General features: G+C 59.1%; 30 protein-coding genes, 1 tRNA gene and 1 pseudogene. 16 read left to right on the top strand and 16 right to left on the bottom strand.

Annotated features, from left to right (window positions below; genetic code table 11):
• Positions 1-291 precede the first annotated feature (291 nt).
• Both RQ479_RS06245 and RQ479_RS06240 read right to left on the bottom strand, forming a co-directional pair.
• Complete coding sequence (locus tag RQ479_RS06245; RefSeq protein ID WP_376704463.1) at positions 292-492, bottom strand: hypothetical protein; 201 nt, start codon at positions 490-492, stop codon at positions 292-294.
• 224 nt (positions 493-716) lie between these two features.
• Positions 717-971 carry a hypothetical protein gene (locus RQ479_RS06240; RefSeq protein ID WP_376704462.1) on the bottom strand — a complete coding sequence of 85 codons (255 nt, stop codon included), beginning with the start codon at positions 969-971 and terminating at the stop codon, positions 717-719.
• Between the two features lie 942 nt (positions 972-1,913).
• Between RQ479_RS06240 and RQ479_RS06235 the strand changes: the two genes are divergently transcribed.
• The gene (locus RQ479_RS06235) at positions 1,914-2,048 is read left to right on the top strand and encodes a YHYH domain-containing protein (RefSeq protein WP_376704461.1); all 135 of its coding nucleotides are present in this window, start codon (positions 1,914-1,916) and stop codon (positions 2,046-2,048) included.
• Between the two features lie 1,110 nt (positions 2,049-3,158).
• On the opposite strand, the gene RQ479_RS06230 is transcribed toward RQ479_RS06235, so the two are convergent.
• The 7 genes and pseudogenes from RQ479_RS06230 to RQ479_RS06200 all read right to left on the bottom strand — a co-directional run.
• Positions 3,159-3,389 carry a hypothetical protein gene (locus RQ479_RS06230; RefSeq protein WP_376704460.1) on the bottom strand — a complete coding sequence of 77 codons (231 nt, stop codon included), beginning with the start codon at positions 3,387-3,389 and terminating at the stop codon, positions 3,159-3,161.
• Positions 3,390-3,998: 609 nt separating this feature from the next.
• A complete protein-coding gene (locus RQ479_RS06225; RefSeq protein ID WP_376704459.1) occupies positions 3,999-4,343 on the bottom strand; it encodes a hypothetical protein in 345 nt (114 codons plus the stop codon).
• A 983-nt stretch (positions 4,344-5,326) separates the two neighbouring features.
• On the bottom strand, positions 5,327-5,542 hold the full coding sequence (locus tag RQ479_RS06220) for a hypothetical protein (RefSeq protein WP_376704458.1): 216 nt from the start codon (positions 5,540-5,542) through the stop codon (positions 5,327-5,329).
• Entirely contained in the window at positions 5,542-5,700 is a 159-nt protein-coding gene (locus RQ479_RS06215) for a hypothetical protein (RefSeq protein WP_376704457.1), read from the bottom strand. Before RQ479_RS06215 ends, RQ479_RS06220 begins: the two co-directional genes overlap by 1 nt.
• A 31-nt stretch (positions 5,701-5,731) precedes the next feature.
• Positions 5,732-6,040 (bottom strand): hypothetical protein, encoded by a 309-nt coding sequence (locus RQ479_RS06210; RefSeq protein ID WP_376704456.1) that lies wholly within the window; start codon positions 6,038-6,040, stop codon positions 5,732-5,734.
• 216 nt (positions 6,041-6,256) lie between these two features.
• Positions 6,257-6,895: a glutathione S-transferase family protein gene (locus tag RQ479_RS06205; RefSeq protein ID WP_376704455.1), complete on the bottom strand. Its 639-nt coding sequence runs from the start codon at positions 6,893-6,895 to the stop codon at positions 6,257-6,259.
• An 80-nt stretch (positions 6,896-6,975) separates the two neighbouring features.
• Positions 6,976-7,071, bottom strand: a pseudogene (locus tag RQ479_RS06200) (helix-turn-helix domain-containing protein); the annotation flags it as partial.
• Between the two features lie 229 nt (positions 7,072-7,300).
• Here RQ479_RS06200 and RQ479_RS06195 point away from each other — a divergent pair.
• The 4 genes from RQ479_RS06195 to RQ479_RS06180 all read left to right on the top strand — a co-directional run bounded on the left by RQ479_RS06195 (position 7,301) and on the right by RQ479_RS06180 (position 11,611).
• On the top strand, positions 7,301-7,435 hold the full coding sequence (locus RQ479_RS06195; RefSeq protein ID WP_376704454.1) for a hypothetical protein: 135 nt from the start codon (positions 7,301-7,303) through the stop codon (positions 7,433-7,435).
• A 153-nt stretch (positions 7,436-7,588) separates the two neighbouring features.
• A complete protein-coding gene (locus RQ479_RS06190) occupies positions 7,589-8,419 on the top strand; it encodes a thermonuclease family protein (protein ID WP_376704453.1) in 831 nt (276 codons plus the stop codon).
• 336 nt (positions 8,420-8,755) lie between these two features.
• Complete coding sequence (locus RQ479_RS06185) at positions 8,756-10,321, top strand: hypothetical protein (protein WP_376704452.1); 1,566 nt, start codon at positions 8,756-8,758, stop codon at positions 10,319-10,321.
• 72 nt (positions 10,322-10,393) lie between these two features.
• Positions 10,394-11,611: a PAN domain-containing protein gene (locus RQ479_RS06180; protein ID WP_376704451.1), complete on the top strand. Its 1,218-nt coding sequence runs from the start codon at positions 10,394-10,396 to the stop codon at positions 11,609-11,611.
• A gap of 86 nt (positions 11,612-11,697) precedes the next feature.
• Here RQ479_RS06180 and RQ479_RS06175 read toward each other — a convergent pair whose 3' ends face one another.
• Complete coding sequence (locus RQ479_RS06175; RefSeq protein ID WP_376704450.1) at positions 11,698-11,805, bottom strand: recombinase family protein; 108 nt, start codon at positions 11,803-11,805, stop codon at positions 11,698-11,700.
• A gap of 100 nt (positions 11,806-11,905) precedes the next feature.
• Here RQ479_RS06175 and RQ479_RS06170 point away from each other — a divergent pair, with 100 nt between their 5' ends.
• The 4 genes from RQ479_RS06170 (at position 11,906) to RQ479_RS06155 (ending at position 14,582) form a co-directional block, all read left to right on the top strand.
• Entirely contained in the window at positions 11,906-12,259 is a 354-nt protein-coding gene (locus RQ479_RS06170; protein WP_376702193.1) for a transposase, read from the top strand.
• Complete coding sequence (gene tnpB / locus RQ479_RS06165; protein WP_376702194.1) at positions 12,256-12,603, top strand: IS66 family insertion sequence element accessory protein TnpB; 348 nt, start codon at positions 12,256-12,258, stop codon at positions 12,601-12,603. The genes RQ479_RS06170 and tnpB overlap by 4 nt, the downstream gene beginning before the upstream one ends.
• 66 nt (positions 12,604-12,669) lie before the next feature.
• Positions 12,670-14,346 (top strand): IS66 family transposase, encoded by a 1,677-nt coding sequence (locus RQ479_RS06160; RefSeq protein WP_376702195.1) that lies wholly within the window; start codon positions 12,670-12,672, stop codon positions 14,344-14,346.
• A gap of 2 nt (positions 14,347-14,348) precedes the next feature.
• Positions 14,349-14,582 (top strand): hypothetical protein, encoded by a 234-nt coding sequence (locus RQ479_RS06155; RefSeq protein WP_376702196.1) that lies wholly within the window; start codon positions 14,349-14,351, stop codon positions 14,580-14,582.
• Between the two features lie 56 nt (positions 14,583-14,638).
• Here RQ479_RS06155 and RQ479_RS06150 read toward each other — a convergent pair whose 3' ends face one another.
• The 5 genes from RQ479_RS06150 to RQ479_RS06130 form a co-directional block, all read right to left on the bottom strand.
• Positions 14,639-15,217: a recombinase family protein gene (locus tag RQ479_RS06150; RefSeq protein ID WP_376704449.1), complete on the bottom strand. Its 579-nt coding sequence runs from the start codon at positions 15,215-15,217 to the stop codon at positions 14,639-14,641.
• 669 nt (positions 15,218-15,886) lie between these two features.
• Entirely contained in the window at positions 15,887-16,423 is a 537-nt protein-coding gene (locus RQ479_RS06145; RefSeq protein WP_376704448.1) for a hypothetical protein, read from the bottom strand.
• Positions 16,424-16,534: 111 nt separating this feature from the next.
• Positions 16,535-16,822 carry a DUF6074 family protein gene (locus RQ479_RS06140; protein WP_376704447.1) on the bottom strand — a complete coding sequence of 96 codons (288 nt, stop codon included), beginning with the start codon at positions 16,820-16,822 and terminating at the stop codon, positions 16,535-16,537.
• 85 nt (positions 16,823-16,907) lie between these two features.
• Positions 16,908-17,477 carry a hypothetical protein gene (locus RQ479_RS06135; RefSeq protein ID WP_376704446.1) on the bottom strand — a complete coding sequence of 190 codons (570 nt, stop codon included), beginning with the start codon at positions 17,475-17,477 and terminating at the stop codon, positions 16,908-16,910.
• The gene (locus RQ479_RS06130) at positions 17,474-17,884 is read right to left on the bottom strand and encodes a hypothetical protein (RefSeq protein WP_376704445.1); all 411 of its coding nucleotides are present in this window, start codon (positions 17,882-17,884) and stop codon (positions 17,474-17,476) included. Before RQ479_RS06130 ends, RQ479_RS06135 begins: the two co-directional genes overlap by 4 nt.
• On the opposite strand from RQ479_RS06130, the gene RQ479_RS06125 reads away from it, so the two are divergent.
• From RQ479_RS06125 to rimO, 7 genes are all read left to right on the top strand, one after another.
• The gene (locus RQ479_RS06125) at positions 17,874-18,581 is read left to right on the top strand and encodes a hypothetical protein (protein WP_376704444.1); all 708 of its coding nucleotides are present in this window, start codon (positions 17,874-17,876) and stop codon (positions 18,579-18,581) included. The genes RQ479_RS06130 and RQ479_RS06125 overlap by 11 nt on opposite strands.
• On the top strand, positions 18,578-19,783 hold the full coding sequence (locus tag RQ479_RS06120; RefSeq protein ID WP_376704443.1) for a tyrosine-type recombinase/integrase: 1,206 nt from the start codon (positions 18,578-18,580) through the stop codon (positions 19,781-19,783). The genes RQ479_RS06125 and RQ479_RS06120 overlap by 4 nt, the downstream gene beginning before the upstream one ends.
• 73 nt (positions 19,784-19,856) lie before the next feature.
• Positions 19,857-19,946, top strand: a tRNA-Ser gene (locus tag RQ479_RS06115).
• A 72-nt stretch (positions 19,947-20,018) separates the two neighbouring features.
• Positions 20,019-20,249 (top strand): hypothetical protein, encoded by a 231-nt coding sequence (locus RQ479_RS06110; RefSeq protein ID WP_376704442.1) that lies wholly within the window; start codon positions 20,019-20,021, stop codon positions 20,247-20,249.
• Between the two features lie 190 nt (positions 20,250-20,439).
• Positions 20,440-20,847, top strand: a complete 408-nt coding sequence (locus tag RQ479_RS06105; RefSeq protein ID WP_376704441.1) for a DUF930 domain-containing protein — start codon at positions 20,440-20,442, stop codon at positions 20,845-20,847.
• A gap of 171 nt (positions 20,848-21,018) precedes the next feature.
• Positions 21,019-21,678 (top strand): TerC family protein, encoded by a 660-nt coding sequence (locus RQ479_RS06100; RefSeq protein ID WP_352466187.1) that lies wholly within the window; start codon positions 21,019-21,021, stop codon positions 21,676-21,678.
• A gap of 151 nt (positions 21,679-21,829) precedes the next feature.
• On the top strand, positions 21,830-23,143 hold the full coding sequence (gene rimO, locus RQ479_RS06095; protein ID WP_376704440.1) for a 30S ribosomal protein S12 methylthiotransferase RimO: 1,314 nt from the start codon (positions 21,830-21,832) through the stop codon (positions 23,141-23,143).
• A 62-nt stretch (positions 23,144-23,205) separates the two neighbouring features.
• On the opposite strand, the gene RQ479_RS06090 is transcribed toward rimO, so the two are convergent.
• Positions 23,206-24,273 carry a BMP family ABC transporter substrate-binding protein gene (locus tag RQ479_RS06090; RefSeq protein ID WP_352621764.1) on the bottom strand — a complete coding sequence of 356 codons (1,068 nt, stop codon included), beginning with the start codon at positions 24,271-24,273 and terminating at the stop codon, positions 23,206-23,208.
• Positions 24,274-24,302 lie beyond the last annotated feature (29 nt).

Genomic DNA, 24,302 nt, shown 5'->3' with positions numbered 1-24,302 from the left:
TTGCCCACCGCGCGGCGAGTAGCATGGCGACTAGTCCCCAGTTAATCCGGTAGATCATCGATCGTCTGCCGACATATCCGCGCCATTGCCTGGACAACCGCCAAGGCTGCCATTGTGCGTTTGGTCCTGCCTCCGTTGCGATAGTTGCCGTTCCGCTTGCCTTCAGGTGCGCCACCGCCGGCCCCGTGCATGCGACAGACTGCGTAGCCCCTCACCGCTGGCGATCGACACTGGCAACCCGTCCGCTTCGACCGAGCATGACACCGAGGCGCTAGGTTCATGAGGTTGACGTTATTTTTTTTCGTCACCCTGCCCCCCATGCGAGACGTTGCCGACAATAGCTTGGCCGCCTTCGTTTACCGTTACGTGCTTGACCGTGACGTGCTGCTGGCCGCCCGTGCGGTATTTCTTTAGGGCTTCCACCTGGGCCGCGAATGTCCTGGTGAGCTTGTTGAAAGCACGTTCGGCGCTGTCAAATTCGGCCTTTACCAATATGCAAAACAGTCAGCCAAAAACAACGACTTGCAACCGCTTCGGCAACAGCGTGAACTGCACGACGTTTTGAGTTGGCACCGAAGGCGGAATGAGCGCCCGCCGCTCTCACTGCGAGCGCTCGACCGCAAATGTTGGCGCGTCATCACCCTCGCCGGCCTGGAGAATGGCGGCGCCGGGGTAAGGCTGCGGAAGATTAGCGTCTAGCGCCGTTGTTGCTCCGGCTACCAGCTCAAAGTAATTATCTGGGATAGCTCGGCGATGTCGCCATAGAGCATCGAACCTTTGACGAGAAAACACTTGTCACCAAGGACTTCGGAGAGCGAGCTTGACGCAGTGCAAACCGGCAGGCTCTTCGAATTGGCGTACGTCCCGAGCGTCGCGGTTTCGACCTTGCGGTCCGCGGCTTCGGCATAGCCGACGCTGATCGCGAGGATAGCGATAGCAAGGTGGCTCGGGGGTAAGTAAGGTCGCGACATGCATCAAATTAGCACCGGCCCTTGATGGGCTTCGTCCATCGATTGGATGAAGCGGTCACCTATATTAGCTACCACTTGACTGAGGCGCTGGCCGCTCCAGGCTCATAATGGCGCGGGGGATCGGGATTGGTGATGTGGTGGCGATCACACTGTCCGCAGACGGGTCACAGATGCTACCTTTTGTTCAGGCAGATGGCTCTCAGGCAGGCCGTTGCTCAGCCATTTGTGCAAGAAGTTCGTACCGCGGGTGCTCATTCCGAAGTTCCTTCGTCTCTGAAATCCTGCAAGACGCGTGCCGCAAGTCGTCCTCGCCGCGTAGGTGCTTGACACGGCCGATCAGCCCCGGCTTGACCCATTGAAAATCCGCGTGTCGGTGGTTCGAATCCGCCTCTGGGCACCATCACTTTCTTCAATGAAATCAGATATTTGTGGTGTCGCAAGCTTTGCGCCTCTAGCCTTTCCGTGTCGCGTCATGTTGCAAACTGCTACCGTTGATTTCCAAGGGTTCCCTGTCACACTCGGCAGGTCCACGCGACATGGACGCGACAGGGTGAGGGGGAATTATGTATGGACTTCATGGAATGCAGTGTCCCGTTCGCTGGGAAGGATGACATCCAGGGCCAATTCGAGCGCCTGTTTATCGCTGCATGGCGCTCCCGAAGAGATGGCACTATTTTGCCGCACTACCGAAGACCGCAAGTCGGTCGTGTATCTTTTGACCCCGACCGCATCGGAACTGTACGGACTCATTCATGCGGATTGGGAACAGTCGCATGGCGTTCCCAATCACAAGTGGACGTTCCTTGTGGGCCATGAAAAGGCAAGGATCGCGTTCGCCAGCCGCCAGTAGAACAAAAGCTTGCCACCGAGCCCCCCCGAAATGATCCTTGACTTTTGCTTTGCTCGATGATCGCAATGTAGAAGGTTTAACGGGAGGGGACTATGAAAATTTGCGTTTCGGTATTTGCTCTCATAATTGCGTTATTTGGCACAATGCCCGCCTTTAGTCATAGTGGCGGCACCGATAAAAATGGATGCCACCATGACAACGTTCATGGCGGTTACCACTGCCACTAATCGAACCAGCGCTCACATAAAAAAGCCCGCCGCCGTGAGGCAGCGGGCGCTAGTTCGGGAGGATTCGGGCGTCCCCTTTGCGCCCGTGTGAACAACGGTACGCCTCGCTTAGCTGGATAATAAGCTCGCGCCGGTTGAAGCTCTGCATATTCAAGCTGCGTGACTTTTCTGCCACAAGATAAAGAAGGCCCGCCACCAGAGGCAGCGGGCTTGGACGAGGAACATTCCCGCTTAACATATGTTATACGGGGTATGGCAAAGCCCCCGCCGCTCCCGCTGCCCTCTTCTCGCATCGTGCTTCTCGCGCTCTGCCTCGATCTTGCTTTGCGCAAGCAGCAACAGGCCATCCTGGGGCGGTTTGGCGACCAGGGTAGGCATCATCGGCGGAATGAACTCGAGGCGGCCGGCGCCGGTACTTACAATTTTACGCACCCAGTGAATACTAGGTACAAAGCTTATATTAGCCAGAGTGAACGGAAAGTGATTCCGCAGGTCTACCCGACCCTGTGATCGCCGCGACCACGATCTTCCGCATCCTCACCAGCAACGCGACCGGCAAGACCATCAACCTCGGGTTCCAATCGGAGACCGACGCCCTTCGTCCGCGACGATGACTTCTTCAAGGGACGCCAATGACCATGACTTCTCCAACGGGAGCGATGACGACCTATCATTCTGAACCAGGGAAGGCCGATGCTAGTGGCTCGTGATGAGCCAGAGGGCGAAGACGCCGATCGCACAGAACACCACCCCAGAAGTCACCTTCAGCCGCCCAGCCAGCCCCAGCCTTTCATAGTATCTGGCGTGTCGCTCCGTTGTGCCGGGCAAATCGAAGATATCAATTCTCGTATCTTCCCAGGTTCATTGTCGGCCATGTTTCCACCCGGAGCTGAGTGCCGGTGATCAAGCCACATTATCGCCTGTCGCGTCTATCCTAGCAATGCCAAGACATCTGACCTTCGACCACACCAACGAGACGGATCGACCGCTGCGAGTTCCGGCCCTTCGGCGCGGTCAGGCTAGTGGAGCAGTACAGGGCGCCGAAACGCAAGAAGCCCCTGCGGGACATGGTGGACTAAGCGGGCGCCAGGCGAGCCCCGGCGACCAGCGTCACATTCCGCCATGGACAACGGTCCAGATGACGAACGCCACCCAGACAGCCATCCCCACCCAGACGCAAATGTTGAGCGGCCTCACCAACTCATGTTTTTCATATAGCTGGCGGTAAAACTCGCGATTTTTCCGCCAATTCAAAGGGCGGAAATCAAAGGCTCTAGCTTCGAGATGAGCATGGCTGATCCTTGCGAACAGACCCAGCTTTTTCGTGTTTTTGTCTGTCACCGTGACGTCCTGGAATCTAGGAGACCTTGTCTGTCGGAGGCATTCACGGCAAGCTATTTGGTGGTTCGACGCAGCGAGCGGATAAAGACTATAAAGGCGCCAAAAGCAAACCCGCCCTGGGGCAACAACCGCACACCAGTTGTTGCCAAGAATTCCGCCTCCAGCGGGTCTGTTGGACCAAGCGGGCCGCCCTCAATATGCGCCCCCTCAGGGGGAGGCTGCCTCGCAGCTTTAAGCTCTGCAACGCGCGCGCCCAATTGGCTTAGCCGCGCTCGCAATTCGTGTTCGGTGAGATCTGTCCCCATTCATGAATTATCGCACCACTCAGGATCGGGCGCTAGGCGCTACCCACCCGTAGGGTGCCGGTCATCGACGCCCATTGACTTGCCGAGCCGCTATGCGAGCCCGACCCTCGGTGGAGAGACTTGCTGCGTAGATGAACCGCCGCGCCGTGGGTGTTAAGCAGTAAAAAGTCCCGCCGCACTGCCAGGACGGCGGGACCCGATCAAGCGACTTGCACCAAGCTAAGGACTTCGGGGGTTGGGCTGGTGCGCGCGATCAGGTCGACTTTAGGCGCATGAGCTGTAACGCGTCCACCAACCGACGGTTTTAGTTCAGGGCCGGCGCCCGGCCGGGCCTGAAACCCTTCAGCGCCGCGGCGATGCCCATCATCACCGATTGCTCGGGATAGTCGCGCAGCGCGTCAGGCTCGTCGCCGACAACACCGCAGATCGGCAGCACCTGGTAATCACCGTCGAACGGCATGGCCTGCCCATTGGCGAGGAAATCATATTCCGGGAAGCATCGCTTCAAGAAAGCCTCGACCTCGCGCAAAGAAGCATCAGAGCGGGCGTTGGAGGGCGCCAGCACGACGAAGCTGTCGACCTCATCGCCGGCCGGCATGCCGGAAATGTCGATGGCGAGATGCATGAGAACCCCGATGAATGTTCTCATTCCGTTCATGATCAGCAAGCTGTGTCCCAATCCCGGCCCAAGTGCAAAAAAACCCGCCGCGCTGTTTGGGCACGGCGGGCAATCAAGCGCTGACACCAAGCTTAGGGACTTCGGGGGTTGGGCTTGCCTGGCGCCAGATCGTGGGCAGAAGTTAGGCGCATCAGCTGCAATGCGTCCACCAAACGACGGTTGGATAGAAGCTAGTTCGGCGCGGGGCGGCTTGCCGGGTGTGAAACCCTTCAGCGCCGCGGCGACGCCATCATCACTGATTGCTCGGGATGATAGTCGAGCAGGCGCAGCGTGGTGTTCCAAAGAGGTTGTATGCTACAGGTGCATCAAGGACATTTTCTTACTCCACGACCTAGCGGGGGCTCACATGGTCGAGAAATCGATAGTCGGTAAAAAAGCTTTCAATCGAACAAAATTGCTCGTTTCGATCTACATTGCTGTCGCTATTTCACTAATATTATACATGTCCTTTCAGATAGGCTCGATATGGGTGTCAGACGCGGCTTACTTCCGGACAAGCAGTGGTTCAGTCCCGGCTCAAAGCTCCTCAGCGAGCACTCCGAATGATAATCGCACGTCAGCTAAATTCAAAATCCCTAGCGATGCCTCGACCAGCATCCGCCTAACAGCTGATTCAACATGCATCGACTATAACGCAGCTTACATCACGGATCGCGCAACGTTGGTGGCCGATCTGATAGATGGGACGAGTATCTCAACAGGAACAAACTATCGCTCACGGTCAGCCGACATTCAACAATGTGTGGCCAGTACACTTACGACCCCATGTGCTTCGGCCAGTTTGTCGGTGCGTGACGCAATGGCTCTTTGCCTGATCATGCTTTCAAACTAGGTCGACGCCTTAGGCTTGGGAGTAGGGATCTAAGGCGCTTCCGACGTCAACGGATCGAGCTGCGCCGGTACTGGCGTGATGGTGAATGATGCGGACGGGGCAGAAACGACGATCGGCTTCGTCAGCTTGTGCCAGAGATTGCAGACGCATCAGCGATGCACGGAGAAACTCCAGTCCTGACATAGCCGGCCGGTTGCGGCTGATCGTACACCATGCCCACCAAGAGCTGATCGAGTTGGCTGACCAGTTCCTGCGCGCTCTCCTGAAAGATCACCTGCAACGCGCTGTCGACCTTCAGAGCCCACCGGCCGACTGTCGCGGCAAACGACTGCACCATCACGGCACCAGGCGGGCAGCAAAGTCGATCTTGTATTCGCAAAAGCACTTGCAACCGAGCGTATGCCTCGCCGGCACACCCGGAGCATGCGGATACGCGATCAGCGTGCCGTCCGGTGCGACGAAGGGCTGATCAAACCTGACTTTCTGTCCCTGCATGGCGATATGCTGAACACGAGGGTGTTCCCCGTTAATCCGCCTTCACTTCCTCGAACACTTCCGGTCCGAGCACGATCTTGCCGCGATAGGGTTCGATCTTGGTCAGATCGACATCGGCCTTCGTCAGGCTGAAATGCGGCTGGAAGTCCTCGAAATCGTGGCTGGCGCCGGCCCTGACGATCTCCTCATGACGCCAGCAGAGCTGCGACGAAGCGAACATCAGCACGGCGGCCATGTTGCCGAGCGGCTCGACGACACGCGGGCCGCCGGGTGCGATGGTGATCTTGCCGCCATTCTCGCTGCCCCATTTTGAGGCATTGCCGGCCCTGATCCAGTCCATCGGCGTGCGCGAATAGATGATGGTGACGTGCAGATCGTCGACCAGATCGGCGATGCCCTGCCCTTCGGCTGATCGCTTTGCGCAACTCGGCGAAGTCGGACAGGCCCTTGTCGGGGCCGTAGCGTTGGTTTCCCGCTAAACAACGCTACCAGACATTTAAACACGACCGCGTAGGATCGATGGTCTTGCGAATTTTTGGATTCGGCAACACGACAGCTACTCCCAGAGGGATATTCCCTCCTGCGTTAAGGCTCGTTGCACAGCCGCCCGCTCCTCCAACCGACGTGCATGAGAGGTCCAAGCGGGGTAGGTATTTCGCATGTCAACGGCCATACGATTTCCCCACCTGTAGAATACGAGCAAATACGGATCAACGATTGAATAGGCCTCTCCTATGGCCCAATCTCGGTCCGTCAACTTGGATTCTATAAGCGCAAACGCGGAAGCCAAGTGCTCTTTTCCTTTATGAACCAAGGGCGCGTACATCGATTGATCCGGTAAGAAAAAGTCGGCGCGCCAGATCATTCGGACGGCGACGGCGTGAACCGCACTCGATAGCCAGTTAAACCATTCGATGGAACGGACGATGTTTTCGGCATCCGCTCCCAGGAGCCGCGCGCCCGGATTCGTCAGGCCCAGGTGAAATAAGATTGCCGGCGCTTCAGTGAGAGTGAAATTCTCGGCAATGAGAACAGGGATTCGCCCTTTCGGGTTTAAGCGGTGAAATTCGTTAGTCTTGGCTTCGGGATGGCCTGGCGACATCAACGCCAGCGAATAGGGCCTTCCAATCTCCTCCATGACGATGTGGGGCGCAAAAGAACACGAGCCTGGCGCAGCATGAAGTGTGTAATGCATCAATTCCTCCGAAAACCGCGTCTTACCTGTTTCAATCTGTACTGAGTTGCCAAAGACGTCTTGCTGGATTTGAAAGACGCTCAAGTTGGCCGGCTGATGCCCAGCCGGCGCATTTCCCGATAGACGGTGGAGCGCCCAAGCCCAAGCTGTCGGGCGGCTTCAGCCGGAGTTGTTTTGCGACCAAGGTAGGCATCATCGGGGGAATGAACTCAAGCCGGGCGACGCCGGTACTTACAATTTTACGCACCTACTCGATTCTAGGTGGCCGGCTTACATTAGCCAGAGTGAACAGAACATGATTCCTCAGCTGCGGCAGCGAAAGCATCGTGCTCGCGTTCCGTAGCATGGAAGGTCAAGAGAACATTCGGAACTGCTGGGCGGCACTCAAACTGGTTCGTTTGGCTATTGAAGCTGCCCCGCCGGCGTGCTGCCCAGCAAGCCGTTCTTTTGCTTTACGGCGCCGAACTCGTCCACGAGGGCGAGGCGCTTGCCAAGGCGATCATCGAGATGGTCGAACGGCTAACCCGATGTGCTGAGTGATTAGCGTAGCACCGTTATTCTCCCATTAGCCCCCTCATAGGCTAGCCGCTTCAGCAACGGCGCGAACCCTCGATTTACGCGACGCGCCTCTTTTGCCGCTCCATCTGGACTCTGAGGCGCAGGAGTCGCATTCTTCGAACGGGGGGAAGGGGCTTGGACAAATCCCGCTACGAAAATCGCTCTAACCAGTGGCGAAAGCGCACTGGAGCAAAGCTGCGGCGTGCACGGCGACTGGCTGGCGTTCCGAAGCGGCTGGTCTTCATGACCGTAGCCGGGGCTGCTGCTTTGGTGACGCAGTTCATTGTGCAGCACAGCGAACGCCTCCCCGAGACAAACCTATCGAGTTGGATCGGGCCAACGCCTGCCCCAATCGCGGGTGTTGCTTCCGTAATCGATGGCGACACGATAGAAATTCACGGGCAGCGCATTCGTTTCAACGGAATCGACGCTCCCGAGAGCCGGCAGTATTGCAGCGACGCAAAGGGCTTTGAGTATCCCTGCGGGCGTCGTGCGGCGGAAACGCTAAACGCCTTCCTCGCGATGTCCAAGCCGGTGCGGTGCACCTTCGTGACGTGGGATCAATATCGACGCTATGTCGGCGACTGCACCAGGGCCGACGGTGCAGGCGTTGCCTCGTGGATGGTCGAGCACGGTCAGGCGTTAGACTGGCCCCGTTACAGCCGTGGGGCCTACGCGGGTCAGCAGGCGAAGGCCCAGGCGGCAAACTTGGGTCTATGGGGCGGCACGTTTCAGGCGCCTTGGGAATGGCGCACCGAGCATTCGGAAAATCCGCGACCAGCAACCAGCCAGCCTCTCGGCATCATCAGCGACCGGCAGCTCGCGCAGGGTTATGCATGCCAACCCCGGCGAACTTGCTCCCAAATCAGCTCATGTGATGAAGCGAACTGGTATTTGGTCAACTGCTCGTGGGGTGGGAAGCTAGACCGCGACAGAGACGGCATAGCCTGTGAAACCCTTTGCTGAATTGCGCGGCACCTAACGTTTCAACGCGGCGTCTAGCAGAATGCGACGTCCCCAACTGACTGCTGGGCCGACATCTCAGAAGGATGCAGTGGAAGCGCCAGAGACGATCCAAAACGACTTGCCGTGACAACGGCGCATCCGAAGCAAATCAGTCTGGCAGACCCCATCAGCGTCCTTGTCGCCGGCCTTGCGCTGGCCACCCATGACGCAGGGGCGCTGGCCGGTTATTCACCCTGTTCCAAGTTGCCCCGTATCTAGCGCTAAATTTTGCTGCAAACGCCAGCGTCGCATGTCAAGATGGTTGTTGAGGGTGGGGACTTCAATATGAACACGGCAATGAGCCAGAAACTGGCGAGCTATGGCCAGTGGACGTATCGCGGTGCGTGGGCACTTGAAATCGTCGCGGCGATCATGGGTCTAGCAACCGGCGTCGCCCTGAGTTACCGCGGCTTTGTTGCCAATGAGGCGGCGGACTCGATGGACCTTGTCCTCGCAAGTGCGCCGTTCTTTATGATCTCCATCGCTGAGCTGACGAAAATCCCAATCGCCACGCTTCTGTTCGGCGCCTCGTGGTTTTGGAAACCTGTTATCCTGGCGTTTCTACTCGTATTGGCCGGCATCACTTTTGAGACAGTCCTTCTGGGATTGGAGCGTGCCAGCACAATGCGCGAGGTGCAGTATGCCAACTTCGCCAATCAAACCAAAGGATTCCAGCAAGAGCTTGGAAATCTCAAGGCGGCAGCCGAAAGCTTGCGAAACACTGACGACGAGGCAAAGGCCCGAAGCGATCTGGAGCAGCTCAGTGGATTGGCTGACACCGCGCGGGACAAATTGCGTGCCCGGATAACGGAGGTTGACGAAGAGCTGCAGGACGCAACCACCCTTTCACCAGCGGCGGCACGAGCTAAGGAGTATCTTGAGGAGAAGCAAGCAGCGCTGACCGCGCTGGTGGAACGGCGCGATCGAGAGATCAAGGACGCCGTGGAGCAGTTCGAGCGACAGCGGGATAGCTACGTTGATCGCATAAAGAGCGCACGCGAAACAGGCGACCTTGCATCGGTGCAGCGCAACGAAGAAGGGCTGAACAAGCTAACTAACCCGCGGCCCAAAAAAGAGGCCGAATTCGCGCCGAAGTTGGCCGAAGTGGAGCGGACAGTCGCCGCGGCCCGCGCTGAATATGAGAGGCTGCGAAAAGATAGTCCTGCGATGACCCCCCAAGACAAACAGCGCCTTGAGGCTAGGCGCAATGATCTGGAGAAACTCTACGACGGCACCGCTGCCGATTGGGACCGCAAGCTTGACGAAGCACGTACTGCATTAGCGGCCGCTCAGGAAGCCGCAACTCGCAAGTCAGAAACGCTCGCGAACAACCAGCAGCGGCAAAACGCCATCGCGGCGGAACTGAGCCGTCTGGAAACAGAGCGGATCCCGCTCGCTCGCAACGATCAGATCCGTAGGCTGGCAGCCCGCTGGTATGGGATGAAGCCAGAGGACGTTACAGACGCTCAGGCCGGGACGGTGTCGACGATCTGGTTCGCCTCGCTTGCATTCATCGCTGCACTAGCGGGGCCGATCACAGCGATGGTCGCGCTGGCCTTACAACGCATCGGCGCACAGCCCGACGTTCAGCGCGAAAGCAAACTCTCGCGTTTGCTACGCCGAATGCTGCTACGGTGGCGGTGGCGCCGTGTCCGGAAAGTAACCGTGCAGGTGCCGGTCGACAGAGAGGTCGAAAGGCGCATCGAGGTTCCTGTCGAAGTCGAGAAGGTCGTCAAAGAGATTCTCTACGTTCCCGTCCTTACTGACGACCCGGAAGCGCTACGCCGGGCGTTGGATCGGGAACTCCCCCCGGAAGTAGTCGATCTGGTAAAGGTTTCTGCAAGAGGCAAAACTACAGCCTAGAGAGGGCTCTAGAAGGCGAACTGCAATTAGACTTTGACGAGCCGACAAAAGGGGCGAAACGGGGTATTAGACGTGCTCGTACGACATAACACCAAGCTTCTCGAACAAGCGATCGATCTGCAGGTCAAACGGTCGGCCATTCCAACTCTGCAGGCAGAAGCAGCTGCGCACGATATGATCGCCCGCGCCAATGCATTTCGGCGAATGGCTACCGGCGCTGCCATCGCCGTGGCCGCTGTTGGGATCGGTGTAGGTGTATGGCTGGTCTTTGATCGCGACCGTTCGGTGAACCAACCGGAGCCGCCGATCGCTCAAAAAGAACTGTCAAACCCGAACGAGAACCAGCCAAAAGAGACGAAGAAACCAGAAGACAGAATTCTGCGCGACGGGGCAATCGCCGAGGAGGGAAAAACAGACAAGTCGCCACCAATCGAGCAGCCGACGCTGCCGCCCGCAGACCCAGCCAATCCAGATACGTTCGATTTCGTAAAGTTCGCCAATCGCCAAGTGACCTACGCTGGCAGCACTTGGCAACTGGAGTCCGGTCATCATTTTGACAGTGAGAAAGCTCCAACTTGGGACAGCGCTTGGTGCTACACGCGGAGGCTGGCAAACACCGGAGTCGAGGTTCAGGTAAGTCTTGTTAATAGAGCCTCACCTACATCGAAGCCGCAGGCACCGGTGTCATCAATCGAGACACTTGCGTCGGTGGGCCTTGACGACAATTCGGCGCGAGAACTCGCCAGCCATTGCCTTTGGCTCGACGAGGCCAGTTTCGCGACAAGCGATTTCAACATGGACCAGGAGCGGAAGGACGCAGCGACCGCGGCCGAAGAACTGTTTGTGCAGGACGGATGGGACGCGATCGGAAACGATCTGCCGGGTATGCCCGCTTGGAATGTCTCGCTTGAACAGTGTCAGGCCCAATGCGAAGCAGATCGCAGCTGCTTAGCACTCACCTACGACAAGAAGCACGCCGCTTGTTTCATGAAAGGTAATGGGTCGATTCTGGTTAGGAATCCTGACGCAGTGATGGCGGCGAAGGGAGCCATCAAGGCGAATCTCCAGTACTCTAGCCTCGTCTTCGCCAAGGACACAGTAGTCATTGGGGGCGCTTACGCGAATGTGCGGAGCAGCTATGCCGACTGCGTAGTGGCCTGCGCCGCTGATCAGAGATGTCTAGGCTTCAATTTTGACGGTCCGAACAAGATGTGCGCCATGCTCGACAGCGTGACATCATCGTCTCCTTTCAAGGGGGTGACGTCGAGCGTTAAGGCCACCCGCAGTTGAATATGGCACCGGGGCGTTTCGCGGCGGATCGGAGACGCCGTGATGTTAGACATGACATGCCCTACGCACCAATCTCGCTTGCGCCCTTAGACCCCGTCGCGCTTTAAAATATCACTGATCTGCGTTGCCGCCCATGTGCCACCGCGAGCCGTAGGGATCCCACGCGCATTGAGAGCGGCGGCCGTTTTCCGCATGGACGGTACGCCTCCGGCGAAGGCCGCCTTGCGGGAGGATGGCACGGTAGCGAGGCTGCGCTCTTAAGGTCGTCCTTACGAGCGTAGTTAGCAGCACAGCATGAGCCATGTGACGTTATTGACCGGGCCGGAGCGGCGGCGCCGTTGGAGTGAAGCGGATCAGTGCCGGATACTGGCCGCGGCATTCGCGCCCGGGGCCACGGTGGCGGCGGTGGCGCGTCAGTACGATGTCGCGACCAGCCTGATCTACAAGTGGCGCCGCACGATGAGAGCCCGCGAGACGGGCTTTGCCGAAGTTGTCGTGGCTCCCGACGAGCCTGTCGCCGTTTCGCGGCCGGCGGCATCCCCAGCGGTGATCGAGCTGGAGGTCGCCGGCAAGGTGCGGCTGCGGATTCCGCTGACCACGCCGCCGACACTGGCGGCGGCGATGGTGAAGGCGCTGGGCGTTTCATGATCCCGGTCCCGAGCCAGGTGCGGATCTGGTTGGCGGTCGGCCGGACCGATATGCGTCGTGGGATGCAAGGCCTCGCTCTGCAGGTTCAGGAGACGTTGGGCCGGGATCCGCATGCCGGCGATATTTATGTCTTCCGCGGCCGCAGCGGCAATCTGATCAAGATTATCTGGCATGATGGGCTCGGCATGTCGCTGTATGCAAAACGGCTCGAGAAGGGCCGGTTTCTATGGCCGTCGCCGGCGGACGGCATGGTTTCCATATCGCCGGCGCAGCTCGCCTACATGCTCGACGGGATCGATTGGCGCAACCCGGTTCACACCTTCCGCCCGCAGCGCGCGGGCTGAGTTTTTCTTTGAGTTTGCGCCATTTTCCGCGAGTCAGCGGACGCGTTTTATGATTCACTCCAGGGCATGGTTGCCACCGCCCAGGATGCTGTTCCGGACGATATCGGCGCGCTGAGAGCAGCGCTGACCGCGGCGCTGGCCAGAGCCGAAGACGAGGCTGCGCGCGCTGCGCTGGTCGAGGCCGAACTGGCGGTCGCCAGGGCCAAGGCATCGGATGATGCGGCGCTGATCGCGCATCAGCATCTGACGATCCGCAAGCTGCAGCGGGCGCTGCATGGTCAGAGTTCTGAACGCTCAGCCCGCCTGCACGATCAGATGGAGCTCACCTTCGAGGAACTCGAGAGCACCGCGACGCAAGACGAGATCGCCGCCGAACAGGCCGCGGCCCGGACCACCGAGGTGGCGCCTTATGTGCGCAAACGACCGGCGCGCCAGCCATTTCCCGAGCATCTGCCGCGCGAACGCGTGGTCGAGCCGGCGCCGACCGCTTGCCATTGCTGCGGCGGTCATCGGCTGCGCAAGCTGGGTGAGGATATCACCGAGACGCTGGAGGTGGTGCCGCGGCAATGGAAGGTGATCCAGCACGTGCGGGAGAAGTTCACCTGCCGCGACTGCGAGACGATCAGCCAGGCTCCGGCGCCGTTCCACGCCACCCCGCGCGGCTGGGCCGGTCCCGGCCTGCTGGCGATGATCCTGTTCGAGAAGTTCGGCCAGCATCAGCCGCTCAACCGCCAGGCCGAACGCTATGCCCGCGAAGGTGTGCCGCTCAGCCTGTCGACGCTCGCCGATCAGGTCGGCGCCGGCGCCGCGGCGCTGATGCCGCTGTTCAAGCGGCTCGAAGCCCATGTGCTGGCCGCTTCACGTCTGCACGGCGACGACACGACGGTGCCGGTCCTGGCCAAGGGCAAGACCGATACCGGCCGATTATGGACCTATGTGCGCGATGACCGACCGTTCGGCGGCGCCGATCCGCCGGCGGCAGTGTTCTACTATTCCCGCGATCGTCGAGGCGAACATCCCGCGGCGCATCTCGCCGGCTGGAGCGGCATTCTGCAGGCCGATGCCTTTGGCGGTTATGGCGATCTCTATGCGACGGGTCGTCAGCCGGCGCCTGTTCTGGAAGCCAGCTGCTGGGCCCACAGCCGGCGCAAAGTGTTTGAGCTGGCCGATGTCGAAGCGGCGGCGCGCAAGAAGGCGCACGGCGAGAAGCCCAACCTGGTCTATCCGCTAGCGGTTGAAGCCGTGAAGCGCATGGATGCCCTGTTCGATATCGAGCGCGCGATCAACGGCCTGTCGCCGGCCCAACGCCACGCCGGGCGCCAAGAGCGGAGCGCGCCGCTGGTCACCGAGCTCGAGCGCTGGATGATCGAGACGCGCGACAAGCTCTCGCGCGGGCACGACCTGACCAAGGCGTTCAACTACATGCTGCGCCGCTGGTCATCCTTCACCCGGTTCCTCGAGGATGGGCGGATCTGCCTATCCAACAATGCTGCCGAGCGAGCCCTGCGCGGCATCGCTCTCGGCAGAAAGTCCTGGCTGTTCTGCGGTTCCGATCGCGGCGGACAGCGCGCGGCCGTTCTCTACAGCCTGATCGTCAGCGCCAAGATGAACGATATCGACCCGCAGGCCTGGCTCGCCGACGTCCTCGCCCGACTGCCCGCCTATCCGGCCCATCGGATCGATGATTTGCTGCCGTGGAATTGGAGATCCGCAAAATTGCGGACCCAACCAGCGGCGGCCTGATCATGCAGCGCAATAAGGTGCATCACGTCTACACCGTCGAACGTGTCGCCAGGGACCTCGGCGTCAGCGAAGCGCTCATCCAGGAACTGACCCTCGGTCTCGAGCCCGAGGACGGCGTCATCTGGGTGTACGGCGCCAACGATGACGACGAGATCTTGGCCTTCACCGATGAAGGCTTCGAGGAGGTCAAACTCCTCCTCGAAGAATATCATCGCGTCTCCCCATCGAAAGCTTGACCCAGCACTCCGGTGCTCAGGTCCTCATGGCCACCAGATACGGACGTCTGCGGTCTTCACCGGATGGGTACCATGGACGCGCCCGTTGCCTGAATTTCTCTGATGATGGGCAGGACGTTGGCTGCGAAGCCGTCGGCAATGGCCGTACGGCGCTCTGCAGCGGCTTCCTGAGCCTTGCGGATCTGCGGATTGCCGAGCTTTACGCCACGAGCCTTGACGGCTGCGAGCGCGTCTTTCGTGCGCTGTGAAATCATTGCGCGTTCCTGTTCCGCAACGGCTGCATAGATGTGCAGCATGAAAGGCAATACGTCAGCGCCCAGCTCTGCGACAACGAACGGTGTCCGCTTCGCCATAAGAGCCGAGATAAAGGCCACATCACGGGACAGCCGATCGAGCTTGGCGACGACGACCGCGCAATCGTTGCGCTTGGCTTCAGACAAGGCAGCTGCGAGTTGGGGGCGCTTATTCAAAGCATCCGCGCCTTTGCCTGTCTCGACTTCCTGAAATTCGGCGATCAGCTCTAAGCCTTCGGCTTCACCAAATTTCGCAATCGCCACCCGCTGCGCTTCGAGGCCAAGACCCGACTTGCCCTGCTGTGCTGTCGAAACGCGGATGTAAGCGACCGCTCGTTTCATTGCCCTGTATTCCTTTCTGGTATGTAAGGACACTATACGTCTGTTTAGAAAACTTACAATAGACCTTTTTGCCCTTTACTGCCTGCTAACCCTTGCAGCGCAACCTTTGAACGGTTCAACGAGACGAAGCCCCAGCGGCACAGCTGGCGGAAACAGTCGACACTTCCCAACGATTGACTGTCCACAGTAGGAAGGCGGTTTCAATGAGGCTTTCAGATATCAGTGTCGATGATCTTATGGCGGCCCTTGGTCGCGAACGAAGTGCGTGGATCGCGATTGCAGGCGCCGAGGGCCGCCGGCACACTGAAGGTGAGCGCGCCACCATATGTTTTCTCTCAGCGATTGAGAACGTTCTGAAAAAGCTCCCGAGAGGGACAGCACCAGAAGGCAGCGGCGAGAGCATGGCAATTGGTTCCAAGTTAATCCGGTAGATCCTCGATCGTCTGCCGACATATCCGCGCCATTGCCTGGACAACCGCCAAGGCTGCCATTGTGCGTTTGGTCCTGCCTCCGTTGCGATAGTTGCCGTTCCGCTTGCCTTCAGGTGCGCCACCGCCGGCCCCGTGCATGCGACAGACTGCGTAGCCCCTCACCGCTGGCGATCGACACTGGCAACCCGTCCGCTTCGACCGAGCATGACACCGAGGCGCTAGGTTCATGAGGTTGACGTTATTTTTTTTCGTCACCCTGCCCCCCATGCGAGACGTTGCCGACAATAGCTTGGCCGCCTTCGTTTACCGTTACGTGCTTGACCGTGACGTGCTGCTGGCCGCCCGTGCGGTATTTCTTTAGGGCTTCCACCTGGGCCGCGAATGTCCTAGTGAGCTTGTTGAAAGCACGTTCGGCGCTGTCTTGCTGCGGGATAGTTTCGCAATGAGCAAGGCGGCGGGCGAACGTCATCGTTGCCATGTGCACCGCGGCCATCTGCGATGCCAGCATAGCTTCGATCTGATCCTGCGGTTCAATGCCTTTCACAATCGACGCAACAAAGGCCGTGCCCTTATCGTCTGGCGTTTTACCGTGGCTGCCGACATTAACCAGCTGGTGCAGGAAGCCATTGATGAAGTCTTCGTCTGATGACCCGAAGGCTTTCCGGGCTGCCATATGATCGATCGTGAGGCTGCTGCCCTCGATCTTTAAGAGGCGCGACGGCTTCGATTGGTGCGCGTTATCGGGCGTGGGGAGGACTTTTGTTTTTGCCGTCATGGATTAGGCCGCCAATATTTCACGAATGCAATTCGCGGCAACTTGCCCTTGCAGGACAGGAACTCTTGCCACCGCCCGGTCATGCAGCGTTACCGGAAGGCCAATCGTATTTCATGCTGCACCATTGGTTTCGGGTTGACGGTAATTCCGGATTCGGCCGAAAACCTCTTCGGTAAACGCCCGAAGTTCCTGGTCAATGACCTCGTCGGCCAGGCCAGCGGATACCATTTGCGTCCGCATGCCCGCGATGACTTGTTTCCAATAGTGGTTTCCGCCCTTTCCGGTTCGATCAGACAGCACTTCGACGGTCCGACGGATCTTGCCGACGCGTCGAACGGTCGGAAACGGCAGTACGGTGCACACCGCATCGTCGATAGCATGAGGGATCAGCTCGCGCATCGGGATCCCCTCCAAGATATGTATAGGACTGCGGAACTCCGAAATGTGCCCGATATTGAAATCTTTGACCTTTTCGGTATGAAAATCATTGCGACACCTTGCGCATTTCGGAACTCCGAAGCGGGGACATTTCGGAAGTCCGAAGCGGGGTTTTTTTCTTGCGGCCGAGCTTGCCGCGCTGTTCGGCCCGTTGTTTCCTGACGGTCGTTGACCACGCCTTTGCCATCACCATTGTGCAGCGCCGCCATTCGTTGGTCGCTGGCGCGCCCTCATAATCGCCGGTGAAGGTCAGGCGGTATGTGTTCGGGTGCGATGTCCCGTCGCCAGCTTTGCCGCGCTGAACCCGGATGATGCCCTTGAACTCCAACTCGCCGGTCGCGTCGGCGACGTATTCGCCGGTTACGCCGTATTCGATGAACTGCGTGTGGGTCACGATCAGCCGCCCGTTGCACAGCGCCGCATGGGAGACATGTTCTATAAGGATCCGAAAGAGCACTCTGTGGGCGTTGCCGCTAAGCGTCCGAAATGCATCGGATTCCATGAAGTCGCGCGTCAACCACTGCCAACCGTTCTCTTCGGCCGATGGCTTGGTGTGCTTTCTCACAAGGTTGTATGTCTTACCCTTACACGTTCGGTCTTTCTGGACAGCGCTCAAGCAGCCTCCCTCCCCGCAGTCGAGCGAAGGCCGAGTTGCTGGGCGACCGGCGCCACCGGCACCAAGATCTTGCCACCAATCTTGACCGTCGGAATCTCGCCGCGTTTGGCGGCGTCATACGAGGCATTGCGAGCAAGGTTGAAGAACAGCCTGCCCGCATCAGGGACAGACACCGTCGCCCTGTCGAGTGCTTCTGCGAGTGTCATCACAAGGAAACCTTCTGTCAGCAAACCGGCGCTACTTGTGCCGATTTGTAGTTTACGTTCCTTGTGTGTTCTGCACAAGCCCATCTTGTGCTGCTTGTGCCGATTTTGTATGGAAGTTGTGGAAAAGGGAGAATCGTTCGTGGTCGAGCCGCGCGAAAAACGAATACCGATCATGTTCTCGGAAGAGGAGTTGAACGACATCGACGAATGGCGGTTCGCGAATCGTATCGCAACCCGCGCCGATGCCGTTCGGCGTCTGTGCAAGATAGGCATATTCGCCGAGAATGAGCTTGAGCAGATCGTCGACTCGGCTAGCGCTGGTGTCGAGATCCTGTCGGATCATGCGACCGAGATGAACGCCCTTTATCGAAGATTGGTCAGCCCCGAGAACGCTGATCTGAAATACGGCTCATACGAGGTTTCCGAGATACTTAGCTTCGCAAGTGGGCAGGCAGGTGAGGCCGAAAGCGGCATGACAGGTCTGCACTCAATGATAGTGACACTCTACAACGTCATTGCTGCGATTGCCGATGCGCGTTCAATCCGAAGCGGCATAAAAGAGTCTGAAAAGCGAATCGCCGAAGCCAACGCGGCGGCCGAGCGGGCTAATGCAAAAAAGGCTGAACGGGACGAAAACCGTTATCTCAACATCGCTATGTTGACCTCGCCGATGTCGCTCGACGAGCATGACAAGTACTTAGAAATGTCAGACGAAGAGCAGGATGCCTCCTGGGTAGAAAAGATTGATCGCCTGAAAACAGAGGAAGAAGCCGACCCAGACGCCTTTCAAGAGCGGTACATACCCAAGTGGTTTTGGGAGAAGTCTGGCTGGGTAACACGGTTGCGCCAACAGGGCGGAACGCCGCTTCTTTATCATCAGGGGGATGAAGCGAAATGAAAGGGCACATTCGCGAGCGCAGCCCAGGCAAATGGGCAATCGTCCTCGACGTAGGCGAGCGAGACCCGACGACCGGCAAGAAGAAACGAAAATGGCACAGCTTCCAAGGCACCAAGCGTGAGGCGCAGAAGGAATGCTCCCGGCTCATCACCGTTCTCGACCAAGGGCTCTATGTCGAACCCACCAAACAGACGGTCGCCGAGTTTCTTGACGAATGGCTTGGTTTCATCAAGCCGTCCGTAGCCCCGAAAACGCACGAGCGGTACGCCGAGATTTGTCGGAAGGGCCTGGCGCCGCTCATCGGCAACTTGATCCTATCCAAGCTGAAGACTGACCGGATAGACGCGGCCTTCACCACGACGCTGACAACGCCCCGAGTTGACCATCGCAAGAAGAAGGATGGGAAACCGCCCGCGCCCCTCCCGCCGCTGTCGCCCCGTACCGTCCACCACTACCGCCGCGTGCTTATCAAGGCGTTGGGCCAGGCGGTGACATGGGAAAGGCTGTCGCGCAACCCCGCACTTGCGACAACGCCGCCAAAGGTGGAGCGGCAGAAGATGTTGGCATACAATGTCGGCCAGACGGCCACATTGCTTGAAACGCTACTACCGACGCGCATGTTCATCCCCGTTCTGCTCGCTGTGACGTGCGGATTGCGACGTGGGGAGATCCTGGCGTTGCGCTGGCGCCACCTGGAACTCGGGGACAATCTCCGGCAGATGTCTATTGAAGAAAGCGCCGAGCAGACGAATAACGGGGTGCGATACAAAGAACCGAAGTCAGGCAGAGCGCGAACAGTGGCACTTTCAGCCAGCACCGTTGCGGCGCTGAAAGCGCATCGAGCCCGACAAGCCGAGGAACAGCTACGGCTTGGACTGCGGCCGGACGGTGACAGCTTCGTCGTTGCCCAAGTCGACGGCTCCCCATTGCAGCCAAGGTCGCTTACGCATGAGTGGGTGCGCGTCTTGGGAAAGACCGCCCTGCCCCGCATCCGCTTTCATGACCTTCGGCACACCCACGCCACGCAGATGCTATCGGCCGGCGTTCATCCAAAGGTCGCCAGCGAACGCCTTGGTCACTCTACTATCGGAATCACGCTTGACCTTTATTCGCATGTTATGCCCGGCATGCAGGCCGACGCTGCCGAGCAAGTTGACGCTGCGCTCCAAGCCGCTATAAGCAGCCAGCGAAAAGCTAAATAGTTGCAAAGCGCGTAGCAAAGGGCATTTTCAGACCCGTTGCTTGTTTGAGATAGCGCAATGAAACCAACTACTTGGAGGGATGGCCGAGCGGTTTAAGGCACCGGTCTTGAAAACCGGCGTGGGTGCAAGCCCACCGTGGGTTCGAATCCCACTCCCTCCGCCATTTGAAGCCAATTTCTTCGTTCCTGCGCGCACGACGTCGAGTTTCCAGGCGCAAGGCGGACCACCGCCCGCCATGGGCGCCACCGCATTCGCCGGCGCACTCGATGTGGTCGACAACATCCGGCCATTCTACACCGGCAGCAGCATGAAAACGCTGAAGTCGATGCCGGAATTCAAGGTTGTCTTCATGGCCATGCCGAAAGCCCAGCGCAACATGATGATGAGAGAATGCCAAGATGCGGCCCAGAGCAAGCCTTACGCCGAGTTCTGCGCCGACGTGAACGCACTGGCCGGAATGAAGTAGCCGCTCCTGATTCCCAATCGGGAATGAATACTATCGAGTGCATGGATGATGGCGAGCGGTGCCCCCCATCATCTGGAGTGGCGTCCTCAATGACCGAACACTTCTTCCACGGTATCAACAACCTGCCACAAGCGAAGACTGTCACCCGCCGCGTAGCCGCGCTTCGTCGGGTTGATTTCTCCGCCCGAATATGATGCTTCTCCCGCCCATGAATAAACTATTCTCTGCGGCTCTCGCATGGACGATAGTGGCTTGGCCGGCCGGCGCGATGGACAGCGCATTGCGCGCCGGCCTGCTGAAACTCGATCCGCAAACCCGGCTGGAGCAGCGATGCGACGCCGAAATTCTCGACCGGATTACCCGCGACGGCCACAAATACAAAGCCGATCGTGTTGTCGCCTACGCTTTTGCGACGCCCGAAATGGGGGCCGACGCGATCAAGAGCCCGGGTGCTGCGTTTCGCAGCAAGGGACAATGGTACCGGCTGAAATTCAAATGCGAGACAGCGCCGGACCATATGGAAGTCCTGCAGCTCCGCTACCAGATCGGTGATGAAATTCCGGAAAGCGACTGGCCCAAATACAATCTCTATAATTAGGCATTCGCGACCCGTGGCCGCATTTTGCCGGTGTTTCGGGCCGATTGTCGCAAACTCTGTATATAGCTGACCTTGTTCCAACCAGTCCCTTGACGCGCGGGAACCATACACGTTAGGCCCTCCAGGCATTCGACGCGAACGGTCGGCCAACCAGCAAGGGACTTCCAGTCGATGGAAATTTTCACTGCCGCGGGCTTCTCTGCCCTGCTCCAGGTCATCGCCATCGACCTCGTGCTTGCAGGCGATAACGCCATCGTCATCGGCCTGGCCGCGGCGGGCTTGCCGGTCGAGCAGCGCAAGAGAGCGATTCTCATCGGCGTGGTGGCGGCGACGGTGCTGCGTATCGGTTTTGCCGCGATCACCGTCACTCTGCTGCAGATTGTCGGCCTGCTGCTGGCCGGCGGCATCTTGCTGCTGTGGGTGTGCTGGAAGATGTATCGCGAGCTGCGCACGTCCCATGCCGACGAGGTGGAGGCGACCGAAGCGCTGTCCAATTCCGATATCAACAGCGATGATATGGTGGCCGGCAAGGCGCGCAAGAAGACCTTGGGTCAGGCGGCATTGCAGATCGTCATCGCCGACGTGTCGATGTCGCTCGATAACGTTCTGGCGGTCGCCGGCGCAGCGCGCGATCACTTCCAGGTGCTGGTGATCGGCCTCGTCCTGTCGATCGCGTTGATGGGCCTTGCCGCGAGCTTCATCGCCAAGCTGCTGCACCGCCATCGCTGGATCGCCTATATCGGCCTTTTGATCATCTTCTATGTCGCGCTCGATATGATCTATCGAGGCGCTGCGGAAGTCTTGCCGCATGTCAGCAGTGCGATGAGCTGACGCATCGACTCGAATTCGCATCGGCCGGCCTTTCAGCTTCGGCGAGCCTTCGTCGAAGCTGGCGGTTGCGTTTCGCCGCAGCCGCTGCCCATACCAATGCGGCAACAAGTGTGGTACTGCGCCGCCAATCCTGACAATCCGGAAAGCTTTGATGTCCGCCCCTCGCGTCAGTTTCGTCAGCCTTGGATGCCCGAAAGCCCTTGTGGATTCGGAGCGCATCATCACGCGCCTGCGCGCCGAGGGTTACGAGATCGCCCGCAAGCACGACGGTGCCGACCTGGTCGTCGTCAACACTTGTGGCTTCCTCGATTCGGCCCGCGACGAATCGCTCAACGCTATCGGCTCAGCACTTTCAGAGAATGGCAAAGTCATCGTCACCGGCTGCCTCGGCGCCGAGCCAGACGTCATCCGTGAAAGACATCCGAACGTCCTCGCCATCACCGGACCACAAGCTTATGAAAGCGTGATGGCGGCAGTGCATGAGGCTGCCCCCCCGAGCCACGATCCCTACATCGACCTTTTGCCGCCGCAGGGCGTCAAGCTCACGCCGCGCCACTATGCATATCTCAAGATTTCGGAAGGCTGCAACAACCGCTGCACCTTCTGCATCATACCGGCGCTGCGTGGCGACCTCGTATCGCGGCCCGCCGCCGACGTGTTGCGCGAAGCCGAGAAGCTGGCCAAGGCCGGCGTCAAGGAGATCCTCGTCATTTCGCAGGACACAAGCGCCTACGGCATCGACATCAAGTATCAGGCAAGCCAGTTCGGCGACCGCGAAGTGCGGGCGAAATTCTTGGATTTGTCGGAAGAACTGGGCAAGCTCGGTGTCTGGGTGCGCATGCACTATGTCTATCCCTACCCGCATGTCGCAGACGTCATCCCACTGATGGCCGAAGGCAAGATTCTTCCCTATCTCGACATTCCGTTCCAGCACGCCTCGCCGCAGGTGCTGAAGAATATGCGTCGGCCAGCTCATGGCGAAAAGACGCTCGAGCGCATTCGCGGCTGGCGCGACGTCTGCTCGGACCTTGCCATCCGCTCCACCTTCATCGTTGGCTTCCCCGGCGAGACGGATGACGATTTCGAGATGCTGCTCGACTGGCTGGACGAAGCCAAGATCGACCGCGCCGGCTGTTTCAAATACGAGCCGGTCAGAGGCGCCCGCTCCAACGAGCTCGGCCTCGAGCAAGTGCCGCAGGAGATCAAGGAAGCCCGCTGGCATCGCTTCATGCAGCGCCAGCAGAAGATTTCGGCAACACAGCTCACCAAGAAAATCGGTAAGCGCCTGCCTGTCCTGATCGACGAGGCGCATGGCAATTCGGCCAAGGGCCGGACCAAATACGACGCGCCCGAAATCGACGGTTCGGTCCATATCCAGTCGCGGCGGCCACTGCGCGCGGGCGACATCGTCACGGTCAAGATCGAGCGCGCCGACGCTTACGACCTTTACGGCTCAGCAGTCTGATATTCCGTCCAAAATAAAAGGGCGCCGCGTGGCGCCCTTTCGTTCGATATGTTTCCGACTGCCTACTGCGGCAGCTTGTCGTCGACGCCCTTCACGTAGAAATTCATGCCGAGCAACGTGGCGTCGTCGGCGACCTCGCCCTCCTTCAGCCAAGGTGTGCCGTCCTGCTTGGCGATCGGCCCGGTGAAGGGATTCCAGCCGTCGGCGATCTTCTTGGTAGTGGCTTCGGCCATCGCCTTGACGTCGTCGGGCATGTTGGTGAACGGCGCCAGCTTGACGGCGCCGTCTTTAATGCCGAGCCAGACATTGTCGGGCTTCCAGGTGCCGTCGAGCGCCGCCTGGACGCGGCTGATGTAGTATGGACCCCACTCGTCGGTCAGCGCGGTCAGCTGCGCGTGCGGCGCGAACTTGATCATATCGGAAGACTGGCCGAAGCCGTGCAGCTTGCGCTCCTCCGCCACCTGCAAGGCAGCGGTCGAGTCGGTATGCTGGACAATGATATCGGCGCCCTGGTCGAACAATGCCTTGGCAGCGTCGGCCTCCTTGCCCGGATCGAACCAGGAGTTCACCCACACGATCTTCGCCTTGAAGTTCGGGTTGATCGACTGTGCGCCGAGCATAAAGGAATTTATGCCCATCACCACTTCCGGGATCGGGAAGGAAACGATGTAGCCGGCGACGCCCGACTTCGATTGCTTGGCGGCAATCTGGCCGAGCACGTAGCGGCCTTCATAGAAACGCGCATTGTAGATGCCGAGATTTTCGGCCGTCTTGTAACCGGTGGCGTGCTCGAACATCACCTTGGGGAATTTCTTGGCGATCTTCACTTCCGGGTCCATGAAGCCGAAGGACGTGCCGAATATGATCTTGCATCCCTCGCGTGCTAGGCGCTCGAAGGCGCGATCGGCATCGGGGCCTTCGGAGACGTTTTCGAGATAGGCGGTCTCGACCTTGTCGCCGAGTGCCTTTTCCACCTCGAGGCGGCCTTGGTCGTGCTGGTAGGAGTAGCCGAAATCGCCGATCGGGCCGGTGTAGACCCAGCAGGCCTTCAGCTTGTCCGCCGCCTCGGCTGAGGCCGCCAGCGACAAAGCGGCCGTTGTCGCCATCAGGGCAATAAGCAGTTTTTTCATTGTGTTACCTCTCTGAGTTAAGCCTTGGA

The organism is Mesorhizobium sp. ISC25 (assembly GCF_042295465.1).
Taxonomy (GTDB): domain Bacteria; phylum Pseudomonadota; class Alphaproteobacteria; order Rhizobiales; family Rhizobiaceae; genus Mesorhizobium.
This window is presented reverse-complemented; position numbering and strand designations above follow the sequence as displayed.

Excerpts from the sequence above, each read along its gene's own strand:
- RQ479_RS06215 (WP_376704457.1), bottom strand. The coding sequence starts at position 5,700 with ATGCAGGGACAGAAAGTCAGGTTTGATCAGCCCTTCGTCGCACCGGAC.
- RQ479_RS06225 (WP_376704459.1), bottom strand. The coding sequence starts at position 4,343 with ATGAGAACATTCATCGGGGTTCTCATGCATCTCGCCATCGACATTTCC.
- RQ479_RS06205 (WP_376704455.1), bottom strand. The coding sequence starts at position 6,895 with ATGCATTACACACTTCATGCTGCGCCAGGCTCGTGTTCTTTTGCGCCC.
- RQ479_RS06150 (WP_376704449.1), bottom strand. The coding sequence starts at position 15,217 with ATGAAACGAGCGGTCGCTTACATCCGCGTTTCGACAGCACAGCAGGGC.
- RQ479_RS06185 (WP_376704452.1), top strand. The coding sequence starts at position 8,756 with ATGAGCCAGAAACTGGCGAGCTATGGCCAGTGGACGTATCGCGGTGCG.
- RQ479_RS06170 (WP_376702193.1), top strand. The coding sequence starts at position 11,906 with ATGAGCCATGTGACGTTATTGACCGGGCCGGAGCGGCGGCGCCGTTGG.
- RQ479_RS06105 (WP_376704441.1), top strand. The coding sequence starts at position 20,440 with ATGATGCTTCTCCCGCCCATGAATAAACTATTCTCTGCGGCTCTCGCA.
- RQ479_RS06090 (WP_352621764.1), bottom strand. The coding sequence starts at position 24,273 with ATGAAAAAACTGCTTATTGCCCTGATGGCGACAACGGCCGCTTTGTCG.
- RQ479_RS06160 (WP_376702195.1), top strand. The coding sequence starts at position 12,670 with ATGGTTGCCACCGCCCAGGATGCTGTTCCGGACGATATCGGCGCGCTG.
- RQ479_RS06110 (WP_376704442.1), top strand. The coding sequence starts at position 20,019 with ATGGGCGCCACCGCATTCGCCGGCGCACTCGATGTGGTCGACAACATC.
- RQ479_RS06220 (WP_376704458.1), bottom strand. The coding sequence starts at position 5,542 with ATGGTGCAGTCGTTTGCCGCGACAGTCGGCCGGTGGGCTCTGAAGGTC.
- RQ479_RS06130 (WP_376704445.1), bottom strand. The coding sequence starts at position 17,884 with ATGTCGTTCAACTCCTCTTCCGAGAACATGATCGGTATTCGTTTTTCG.
- RQ479_RS06140 (WP_376704447.1), bottom strand. The coding sequence starts at position 16,822 with ATGCGCGAGCTGATCCCTCATGCTATCGACGATGCGGTGTGCACCGTA.
- RQ479_RS06240 (WP_376704462.1), bottom strand. The coding sequence starts at position 971 with ATGTCGCGACCTTACTTACCCCCGAGCCACCTTGCTATCGCTATCCTC.
- RQ479_RS06155 (WP_376702196.1), top strand. The coding sequence starts at position 14,349 with ATGCAGCGCAATAAGGTGCATCACGTCTACACCGTCGAACGTGTCGCC.
- RQ479_RS06175 (WP_376704450.1), bottom strand. The coding sequence starts at position 11,805 with ATGCGGAAAACGGCCGCCGCTCTCAATGCGCGTGGGATCCCTACGGCT.
- rimO (WP_376704440.1), top strand. The coding sequence starts at position 21,830 with ATGTCCGCCCCTCGCGTCAGTTTCGTCAGCCTTGGATGCCCGAAAGCC.
- RQ479_RS06100 (WP_352466187.1), top strand. The coding sequence starts at position 21,019 with ATGGAAATTTTCACTGCCGCGGGCTTCTCTGCCCTGCTCCAGGTCATC.
- RQ479_RS06145 (WP_376704448.1), bottom strand. The coding sequence starts at position 16,423 with ATGACGGCAAAAACAAAAGTCCTCCCCACGCCCGATAACGCGCACCAA.
- RQ479_RS06210 (WP_376704456.1), bottom strand. The coding sequence starts at position 6,040 with ATGGACTGGATCAGGGCCGGCAATGCCTCAAAATGGGGCAGCGAGAAT.
- tnpB (WP_376702194.1), top strand. The coding sequence starts at position 12,256 with ATGATCCCGGTCCCGAGCCAGGTGCGGATCTGGTTGGCGGTCGGCCGG.
- RQ479_RS06235 (WP_376704461.1), top strand. The coding sequence starts at position 1,914 with ATGAAAATTTGCGTTTCGGTATTTGCTCTCATAATTGCGTTATTTGGC.
- RQ479_RS06120 (WP_376704443.1), top strand. The coding sequence starts at position 18,578 with ATGAAAGGGCACATTCGCGAGCGCAGCCCAGGCAAATGGGCAATCGTC.